Origin of the sequence: Serratia odorifera, assembly GCF_041448735.1 — a bacterium.
Taxonomy (GTDB): domain Bacteria; phylum Pseudomonadota; class Gammaproteobacteria; order Enterobacterales; family Enterobacteriaceae; genus Serratia_F; species Serratia_F odorifera.
Genome location: NZ_JBGMUT010000086.1, coordinates 1 through 502, shown reverse-complemented (window position 1 = coordinate 502; position 502 = coordinate 1). Strand labels below are relative to the sequence as shown.

General features: G+C 36.1%; 1 pseudogene. It reads right to left on the bottom strand.

Features of this window, described 5'->3' with window-relative positions:
- Positions 1-502, bottom strand: a pseudogene (locus ACCC84_RS23960) (hypothetical protein); the annotation flags it as partial.

Below are 502 nucleotides of genomic sequence, written 5' to 3'. Positions count from 1 at the left end.
CAGTAGTGCATGCACATTCTTAAACATCTTCTTAATGTTGTGAAGAGAGTACATAGAATAATGTAAACCGAAATTAAAGATAGCTTGCTCACGGTCACTATTTCTCTCTTTTGGCATATGCTGCGCAATAAGAGGGTAGATACCTTCTTTTGCTGCTGTATCAAGAATTTGATATTGAGATGTCTGATGCAATAGTTTTTTCAATGTATATACAATTTTCGTTGGATATCCTTCTTTTCGATCAACCATGTCACGTAGTCCGCGGATTACACTGCGAATTTGACGATGACAAGTATGCTTTAATACATGAATGAATTTATTCATGTCTGCAGACAGTTCACCGATATTCATCTCTTGTAGGACTGCTTCGATAAATTTTGCTTTTCGAGCATAGGTAGCTTTTGGTGTAAATGGATCCCTATGTTGTTCTTCTCCAGCTTCTTTCGAACATAAGAAGTCTGAATGGATTGATAAATATAGAGTTGTATATCGTTTTGTATGC